Source organism: Calothrix sp. CBUCES-K 9914 (assembly GCF_059640475.1).
Map to the genome: position 1 here is coordinate 1 of NZ_JBXXZH010000211.1, position 9,326 is coordinate 9,326.

Annotated in this window: 6 protein-coding genes; 3 read left to right on the forward strand and 3 right to left on the reverse strand. The window is 40.1% G+C overall.

Annotation, left to right across the window (positions count from 1 at the left end):
- Nucleotides 1–110: 110 nt before the first annotated feature.
- Both kdpB and kdpA read right to left on the reverse strand, forming a co-directional pair.
- Nucleotides 111–2,252 (reverse strand): potassium-transporting ATPase subunit KdpB, encoded by a 2,142-nt coding sequence (gene kdpB, locus AC2JBO_RS33360; protein ID WP_496957930.1) that lies wholly within the window; start codon nt 2,250–2,252, stop codon nt 111–113.
- A 48-nt stretch (nt 2,253–2,300) separates the two neighbouring features.
- The gene (gene kdpA / locus AC2JBO_RS33365; protein WP_496957931.1) at nt 2,301–4,058 is read right to left on the reverse strand and encodes a potassium-transporting ATPase subunit KdpA; all 1,758 of its coding nucleotides are present in this window, start codon (nt 4,056–4,058) and stop codon (nt 2,301–2,303) included.
- 605 nt (nt 4,059–4,663) lie between these two features.
- Between kdpA and AC2JBO_RS33370 the strand changes: the two genes are divergently transcribed.
- From AC2JBO_RS33370 to AC2JBO_RS33380, 3 genes are all read left to right on the forward strand, one after another.
- The gene (locus tag AC2JBO_RS33370) at nt 4,664–5,776 is read left to right on the forward strand and encodes a sensor histidine kinase (protein WP_496957932.1); all 1,113 of its coding nucleotides are present in this window, start codon (nt 4,664–4,666) and stop codon (nt 5,774–5,776) included.
- A 78-nt stretch (nt 5,777–5,854) separates the two neighbouring features.
- Entirely contained in the window at nt 5,855–6,526 is a 672-nt protein-coding gene (locus tag AC2JBO_RS33375) for a response regulator transcription factor (protein WP_496957933.1), read from the forward strand.
- Nucleotides 6,527–6,653: 127 nt separating this feature from the next.
- The gene (locus AC2JBO_RS33380) at nt 6,654–7,991 is read left to right on the forward strand and encodes an aromatic ring-hydroxylating dioxygenase subunit alpha (RefSeq protein WP_496957934.1); all 1,338 of its coding nucleotides are present in this window, start codon (nt 6,654–6,656) and stop codon (nt 7,989–7,991) included.
- Here AC2JBO_RS33380 and AC2JBO_RS33385 read toward each other — a convergent pair.
- On the reverse strand, nt 7,988–9,326 hold a 1,339-nt coding region (locus AC2JBO_RS33385; RefSeq protein ID WP_496957935.1), incomplete at its 5' end, for a U32 family peptidase. The two genes, AC2JBO_RS33380 and AC2JBO_RS33385, sit on opposite strands and share 4 nt — an antisense overlap.

Sequence of the window (9,326 nt, forward strand, 5' to 3'; positions counted from 1 at the left end):
GCTAACCATCTTGACAAATCCGATTTGAGAGGGAATGAAACAGCCCTGCCTTATTAAGGGGGGCTAAATCCCGCCTCTTGTTCCCCCCTTATTAAGGTAGGGGGGATTCGCTACGATAAGGGTAGGATTATGTCAATAAGTTTGATGGCGATGAAGGGAGCGACGATACCACCAAGTCCGTAGATAAGAATGTTACGTTTTAGAAGTTGGTCGGCTGTTAGGGGACGGAATTTTACTCCTTTTAATGCTAGGGGTATTAGTACTGGGATGATTAAGGCGTTGTAAATTAAGGCGCTGACTATTGCTGATTGTGCGCTTTTTAGTCCCATGATGTTTAAGGCGCCTATTCCTGCAGCACCGAAGATAGTGGGAATAATGGCGAAATATTTGGCGATGTCGTTGGCAACTGAGAATGTTGTGAGGGCACCACGAGTAATTAATAGCTGTTTACCAATTGTTACTAAGTCTATTAATTTTGTGGGGTCGGAGTCTAAGTCCACCATGTTGGCAGCTTCTTTGGCTGCTTGTGTCCCTGAGTTCATCGCTACACCAACGTTTGCTTGCGCGAGTGCTGGTGCATCGTTTGTACCATCTCCGGTCATTGCTACTAACTTACCTTCACTTTGTTCTTTACGAATTACTTCAATTTTGTCTTCTGGAGTTGCTTCTGCAATAAAGTCGTCAACTCCTGCTTCTTCTGCAATTACTGATGCTGTAATTCGGTTGTCTCCTGTGAGCATGATTGTTTTTACTCCCATACGTCGCAGTTGGTCGAAGCGTTCGCGTAGACCTGGTTTGACTATATCTTTGAGGTAGATTACACCGTAAATATCGTTGTCTTGACAAACGGCTAGTGGTGTGCCTCCTAATTTGGAAACACGCTCGAAAGCTGTGTCTAATTCAGCCGGAACATTACCACCGCGCGAACGTACAAACCCTTTAATTGCGTCTACTGCTCCTTTACGAACTTCACGACCATCAGGTAGATTTGTACCGCTCATTCTGGTTTTGGCTGAGAATTCTATACCTTCAGCACTTTTTGTATTAAAGTCTACCTTTGCTTGTGACTTTTCTGCTAACGCAACAATTGAACGACCTTCTGGCGTTTCATCGAATAAACTCGAATCTAAAGATGCTTGCGCGACTTCTTCAACTGTGTGATTGTTAACGGGTATGAATTCATTCGCCAACCGATTTCCTAATGTAATTGTACCTGTTTTGTCTAGTACCAAAGTATTGATGTCGCCGCAAGCTTCGACTGCACGTCCAGAAGTGGCAATTACGTTGAACTGTGCAACTCTGTCCATCCCAGCAATACCAATTGCACTCAGCAAACCACCAATAGTTGTAGGAATTAGTGCAACTAGTAGTGATATTAAAATCGCGATACTGGCGCCTGCACGTAAACTGTCTCCTGCAGAGTGACCGTATATTGTGCTGACAAAGTTGGCAATGTAGCCAGCAAAAGGTGGAATTGTTGAAACTACGATTAAGAATACTTGTGTTAATACTGCGAGTAATACTGTTAAGGCTATTTCGTTCGGCGTCTTGGAACGTTCGGCGCCTTCAACTAAAGAAATCATTCGGTCAATAAAACCTTGACCTGGGTCAGCAGTAATACGAATCGTTAGTTCATCCGATAATAAGCGAGTACCACCTGTTACGGAACTTGCGATATCGGTTCCAGGTTGCTTGAGTACAGGCGCCGACTCTCCAGTAATCGCGGACTCATCAACGGAACCAAGACCAGCAATTACTTCGCCGTCAGCAGCAATCATTTCTCCGGCTGAAACTCTGACAATATCACCGCGTCTAAGTTCGGTTGAACTAGTATCAACAACTGTACCATCAGGCAAGATTTTTCTAGCGACAGTATCAGAACGGGTTGACCTTAACGAGTCTGCTTGTGCTTTACCGCGTCCTTCGGCAACTGCTTCTGCAAAGTTCGCAAAAACAACTGTGAAAAACAGAATGAAAGTAATAATCCCGTTTAATAAACGTTGCTGGTTTATATCCGCTTGAACTGTACCGAATAAATTCGGGTTGATAGTCACAAGTAAAGTTACGATTGTGCCAACCCAGACAATAAACATAACTGGGTTTCTGACGGCGACTTTGGGGTTAAGCTTTATGAATGATTCCTTCACTGCTCTTTGATACAGTCCACGCATATCAGCTTTGGGCGTGTTTCTTCGATCTACTCTTGTGCCTTGTGATGCACGTTTGGAAGAAGGGTCAATATTAGTTTGCATAGAAATTAGCTATTTGTTTGTGACTCCACGAATAAGGAGAAGCGATAATTAACCAGCACCGATGCCAACACCTTTAGCAATTTGGAATGCTTCGCCAATTGGTCCTAATGCTAGTACTGGGAAAAATGTCAAGGCGCCTAAGATTAAAATTACGCCTGCTGTTACACCTGTAAATAATCCTGTGTCAGTGCGGAGTGTACCTACATTCATTGGTACGGGCTGCTTGCGATACATACTATCAGCTAAAAGCAGTAAACCTGTGATTGGAATATACCGTCCTGCTAGTAAACTGAAACATGTACTTAAGTTCCACCACAAGGCAGTAACAGTTGTTTTTGCACCTGTGGCAATTGCAATTGGAGACGGTTGAGAATCACCTAAACCTTCAAAACCGGAACCATTATTAGCTGCTGCGGAAGCATATTCGTAAATTACTTGTGAAAACCCGTGAAAACCAGGATTGCTAATACCTGCTAATTGGTCGGGGAATGCAAGTGTAATACCAGCGGGGATCAAAATGGCGATTGGGTGGACGAGTAAAATTAAGAAACTTGCTAAGACAACTTCGCGCTTTTCAATTTTGCGTCCTAAAAACTCTGGTGTGCGTCCCACCATCAAACCTGTAACGAATACCGCCAATATTAAGTAAGCAAACAAGTAAGCTGTTCCTGTACCTTGTCCACCCCATATTATTTGGAGGAACATATTCGACAACGTTATAAATCCACCATTCGGCATAAAGGAATCGTGCAAGCTGTTAACTGCACCCGTCATCGTTCCGGTTGTGGCAGCAGCATATAACGCTGACTGTGCCCAACCAAATCTAACTTCTTTACCTTCTAAGTTTGGTTGTGGACTACCTAAGAGCGCGTTGACAACTGGATTACCGTTATATTCTCCTACACCTATGACAGCAATAAATCCAACAAAGATGATGAATACCATGCCGTAAACTAACCAAGCTTGCTTGATATTATTTGCAAATACCCCGTAAGTGTAAATCAAGGAGGTGGGGATAGAAAGTAATATGACTATTTGAAGTAGGTTTGTAAAAGCGCTAGGGTTTTCAAATGGGTGTGCTGAGTTTATTGCAAAAAATCCGCCACCGTTTTCACCTAGTTGCTTGATGATTTCAAAGTGAGCAACAGGACCGCGCGCGATAGCTTGACTGATGTTAGGGTCTTCTAACGTGCTTACTATCGCAGGGCCTGCTAATGTTTCGGGAACACCAGCAGCAATAAAGACGATGGCGCCAACGATACTGATGGGTAGTAATATTCGTGTAATCGCGCGAGTCAAGTCTACATAAAAATTACCCAGCGACCTACCAGTTAACCCGCGAATAAAAGCAATTCCTACAGCTAAACCTGTTGCCGCAGAAACAAACATATGATAACCGAGTGCAAAAACTTGGCTAGCATAGCTGAGATAATTTTCTCCAGAATAGTGCTGCTGGTTAGTGTTGGTGATGAAAGAAATCGTAGTATGTAGTACTGTGTCCCAAGTTGGTGCCCCTATTTTTGTTGGGTTGAAAGGTAGCCAACCTTGGCTCAGGATTATGAAAAATATCAGCAACGCCATAACTATGTTGCTGTAAATAATCGCGCGTGCATATTGCCAACCCGTCATATTTTCCCGACTTGAAACACCTATCAACGAGAACAGTACTCGCTCAAAGGGATTTAAAATTGGGTCGAGAATTGTTCTTTCTCCCAGGAAAACGCGCGCGATATATTTACCAAAAAAGGGAGTTATCGCCACTACTATAAGCAGCGTTAATGCAATTTGAATCCATCCTTCTAGCATGAATTAGTTTAACTCCAAAAAGAGTATGTATGAATCGGAATTCAAGTTGAATCGCCTGAAGTTCTGAAGATTAAGTATTTTTTCTTAGCACAGTAACAGCGACTGATGCAGATATAGCCTCGTTAGATAAAGACTCACCTTTATCGATGACTTACTTACCTAATATATAAGTATGAAACTTTTCTTAACAGATGGCTAGATATAGCAGGTATAACTTAGCGTTTATTGTTAATATGCCAATCAGTGATATACAAGTCGGTAGATTGCACATAAGTGTGTTTAATGCTTTTTCTACGTCTAAATCGCTATTGCATCGGTTTTCTCTCGTTTTTGAGACAAAAATAGTGATGTAGCAATGGAGCAATTGACTTAGTTCTAAACAAAGTATAGCTCAGATATAGAAACGTTTAGATAGAACTAAACACTTATGTGGAAAGTGTTTAGAATAAATAGATATTAGCTAAACGCTAACCTAAACGCCAACCTAAACATAATTTTATACACCGTAGCTAGAGAAAAAACAGTATAGTTGTAAATAGATGCAAGATGCACCACTACATTACTCCTCAGAAGATTTAAACATGCGCGTAGGATAGCTTCAGCCAATGACATCCGATAAAGCTACGTCAAAAGCAAAACATTTACGCCCAGGTAGTTCTCTAATTATTACAGGGTTATTTTTGATTATATTTTTATTTGAGTTTGACACACCGCCAGACTTTGTTTTTGGATACGTTTACACAGGACCGATTTTACTTACTGGGTCTTGGTTTGGTTATCGTGCAACGTTTAAAGTTACATTCATTGCAGTATTTCTAACGATGCTGAATTTGTGGATACCTGTAGGAAGCCTTATTTCAACTTCTACTGTTGTTAACCGAATTGTTGCATCTCTATCATTAATCGTTACAGGTTTTCTGAGTCAACGGTTGCGACGCTCTGAAGAAGCTATTAACTTGACACAAGCTAAACTAGAGGCACAGCAAAAACTAGTACAGTTACGAGAGGACTTTGCTTCAACACTCACCCATGATTTAAAGACACCCATTTTGGGCGCCATTGAAACATTAAAAGCATTTCAGCAAGAAAAATTTGGCACCATCTCCCTAACGCAGCAAAAAGTTTTAGCAACAATGGTGCGTAGTCATGATAGTTCGCTGCAATTACTGGAAACGCTTTTGGATGTTTACCGGAATGATACAGAAGGGTTAAAATTGAATTGGGAAACATTAGATTTAGCCACTATTGCTTCAGAAGCTGCTAGCACTCTTACTGACTTAGCAGCTTCACGTCGTGTATTTATATCATTCCGTTATGGAGATTCAGATTTTCGCTCGTCGTTATGGGTCAAAGGTGATGCTTTACAGCTACAGCGAGTTTTTACTAACTTATTAGTTAATGCGATTAGTCATTCGCAGCGTGGTGGTATTGTGGAAGTTGTGCTGGAAACACAAACATCTTATCAAGTTGTAAAGATATTAGATACTGGTGCAGGTATTCAACCTGAACAATTTACACATTTATTTGAGCGTTTTTACCAAGGTAACAGTGATAGACGTGCGAAAGGATTTGGATTAGGACTATATCTTTCGCGTCAAATAGTCGAAGCGCATGGTGGTATAATTTGGGCAGAAAACCGTGAGGCAGCGATATCTAACTCGTGGAGTACAAACAGTGGAGCTATTTTTGGTTTCAAGCTACCTGTTTATGCTTTTTAGATTTTTCGATTTAGTACGTGATAATAGTTTATATTCTCGAAAACTGTAAAATGGGGGAGTGTAAACCCTTTTCATGAAATGGCGCCACTAAAAATAAAAATTCTCTTGGTTGAGGACGACGAGTTGTTCCGTTTAGGACTGCGTATCAGGTTACAGCAAGAAGAAAACATCGAAATTGTTGCTGAAGCTACTGATGGTGAAACTGCAATTGAATTAGTAAATTCTTGCCAGTTAGATGTTGTATTATTAGATATTGTTTTACCTGGAATTGGAGGGGTAGAAACATGTAAGATTATCAAAAAAAATCATCCTCAGTTGCCAATATTAGTTTTAAGTTCTTATTCTGAACAATCACTATTGATACAAATAATTGAAGCAGGTGCCCAAGGATACTGTCTTAAAGGTATAGGGTCAGAAAAATTACTATTAGCATTACGTTCGGTAGCAAGTGGTGCTTCATGGTGGGATGAAATAGCTACACAAGAAATACGTTTTGCTTTTGCCGCACGCGCGCAACCTGATGTAACTAAACCTTCAGCAGCACAAAATATACTTACCCAGCGCGAACAAGAAATTTTGCTCTTAATGGCAGCGAATCAAAGTAATCAACAAATCGCCGATAAACTTTATATCACACCTGGAACTGTGAGAGTTCACGTCCACGCTATTTTACACAAACTTGGAGCTAGTACGCGCGCTGAGGCTCTAACAATAGCTATCGCTAAAGGCTTGATACGTACTTGTAACTGATACTTTTAATCTAAATTTAATATATGAAAATTCTGAACACAAATTATCAAAGCTGGATAGATGTATAATTTGGTCATTAAAAGCCTAAGTTGAGCAAAGTTTTGTCCCTGATTGCGAGGTATTAATCATGTCTGCTGATACAGCTAATTATAGCCTTGATAACGATATAACTACAGAGCGATTTGATTGGCAAAATTGCTGGTATCCAATTACTTTTGTACAAGACTTGTTCAGCAATCACAAGCCTTATAGTTTTTCTTTGTACGATGAACCGTTAATTTTATTTAGAGATACAGAAGGAAAACTAGTTTGTTTAAAAGACCTTTGCCCACACCGAGCTGCAAAATTATCTAATGGGCAAATAATAGATGGTAGAGTCGAATGCTTGTATCATGGTTGGCAATTTGGCGCCGAGGGAGAATGTCTTCATATTCCCCAGCTAGCAGATAAAGCAACAATTCCCAAACAAGCTTGTGTAAAATCCTTTGATGTGGTGGAATGTCAAGGAATAGTTTGGGTATGGTTAGGTTCAAAGCAAGAAAAAAACGATAACCTTATTCCCACTGTAGCTGAAGTCGAAAAACCTGAATTATTTGTTGTAGACACAGTAGCTGATTTGCCCTATGACCAAAACTTTTTAGTTGAAAACTTTCTAGACCCTGCTCACGTTCCCATTAGTCATGATGGTACTGAGTTAAATGTGAAGCGCTCATTTGCATCTCCTTTGGAAATGGAGATACTATCATCTTCAAAAAATGGTTTTACCTGTCGGTATAGAAGACCTAATAGTGCTTGGACTTTTACAGAATTTGTTGCTCCCGGTTTGGTAAAGTATCGAATTGTTAATGAAGCGATTGGAATAATTGGTGGATTTTGGTTGTATGCGGTTCCTTTGGGTCAAGGTCAATGTCGAATTTTAATTAGAAGATACGGTAATTTCTTCAATCGGTATTTTAGACTCAAACCTCGTTGGTTAGAACATTTGCGCCAAAATAAAATTTTGGAAGAAGACTTAGCTTTTATTGTTGAGCAACAGAAATATATTGAGCAAACAGGTAAAAGTCTCAAAGAAGTTTACTTACCTCTCAAAAGTTCAGATGTATTTTTAATTGAGCATCGCAAATGGCTGGATAAATTTGGTGAAAATTTACCCTTTTACCAAGGTTATACAACTACTAAGCAAACTAGCAGTAAGCGCTTAGAACCGATGCCATTTGATCGATTTTCGCGTCATACTCAAATTTGTAGTTCTTGCAACCGTGCTTACCAAAGAATAAAGGTACTTAAACAAGCTTCGATTGCAGCAGCTATCTTTTTTGCTGGTTTAGGAATATTGCTCGAAAATAGCACTATTAAAATAATAGTTGTTTCTACTTCTATTTTGTTAGCAGCAATGGCGGCTGGCGCCCAAAAGCTGAAAACTCACTTTGAACGCAATTACACTAAGCATCATATAGGGTTTTAATGTACAACTGTACCGCGCGTAACACCGAGTTGGTTCTGTAACTTTAACTGGCGCCACAATTGCGAACCTGTAATTTCACCTCGTAATAATTGCTGATAGCATTGTATGATTTGAGCCACTTCTTCTGGTTTTTCATTGACAAACTCAATCCGAAAACTTCGTAAACCAAGGTCAATAAGTCGCTGTACATACTCGGCGCCAGTTTGAGCAGTGGCATTAAATACTGTATTACGACATCCTAAGTCAGCTTGGAGAATATGCTCGCTTCCGACTCTATCACGTAACTTTACTTCATGTTTTTCGCATGGGCGCCCACAGTCACGAAAATCTTTACCGTCAGATAAAAACGCGCAATATACACAATGCTCCATATGGAACATTGGCATATGTTGATGTATTGTAACTTCGTACCAGTTAGGGGGAGAAGTTGTGATTAAATCTTCTAGTTGGTTAATATTTAAATCATAAGAAGCAGTTAATCGTTCTAAGCCAAAATTATTTTTTAGGTAATCTGCTGTTAATGGGTTTGCAATGTTCAGAGAGAAGTCTCCTATACATCTATCGTTGGCAAAGAATTTCAAATGGTCATAGTTCCGCACTAAATACCCGTCTGCATCACACGCGCGTACTTGCTCTAAAATCCAGTTTTCCCCAGGTTTGGTAATGCGGGGTGGTGCTACAAAGATAGTGCTGAGTGCTGAGTGCTGAGTGCTGAGTGTAGAGACGTGATTATTTTTTACGATTTCTACTGCTTTTTGATATTTTTTAGGGTCTTCAAATTCACAGTATACCGTCTCAATTCCTGCATTGAGTGCTGAAGAAAGCTGTTCGAGGTTGCGGACTAAGACAATTAAAGAAATAGAAGGTAGAGACGCGATTAATCGCGTCTCTACTTGTGTTGGTAATAAATCTTTTAGCGAAGCATTTGATTTTAATTTCCAGCGTTTAGGTTTCGCACGTTGTTCTTCTAACTTTGCGACGATATCCCGACGCATTCGGTTTAACTCGCTCACTGGTACAATTACATCACCTTTGAGATTATTAGTTAAATTACCTAACTTAAACGCAGTATTACCCAAACGTCCAAATTGTTCTTCTAATTTTTCTTGCGTCAATGGTCTGTTGCGTGCGGTTTCTAACGGAACTGAAGATTCAACTAAAACGACATTACCTATTTCATCACGACAAATAGCACCTAAAGAAACTCCACTTTCTCCATGAACTTCAATATCAAGGGGACGTTGGAACTGTGGTACATCTCCAGCATAACTTTGTCGAACCTGCTTATCTAGTTCAGGGTCGCTGGTTTTCCATAGTTTATCCCCTAAAGCAACT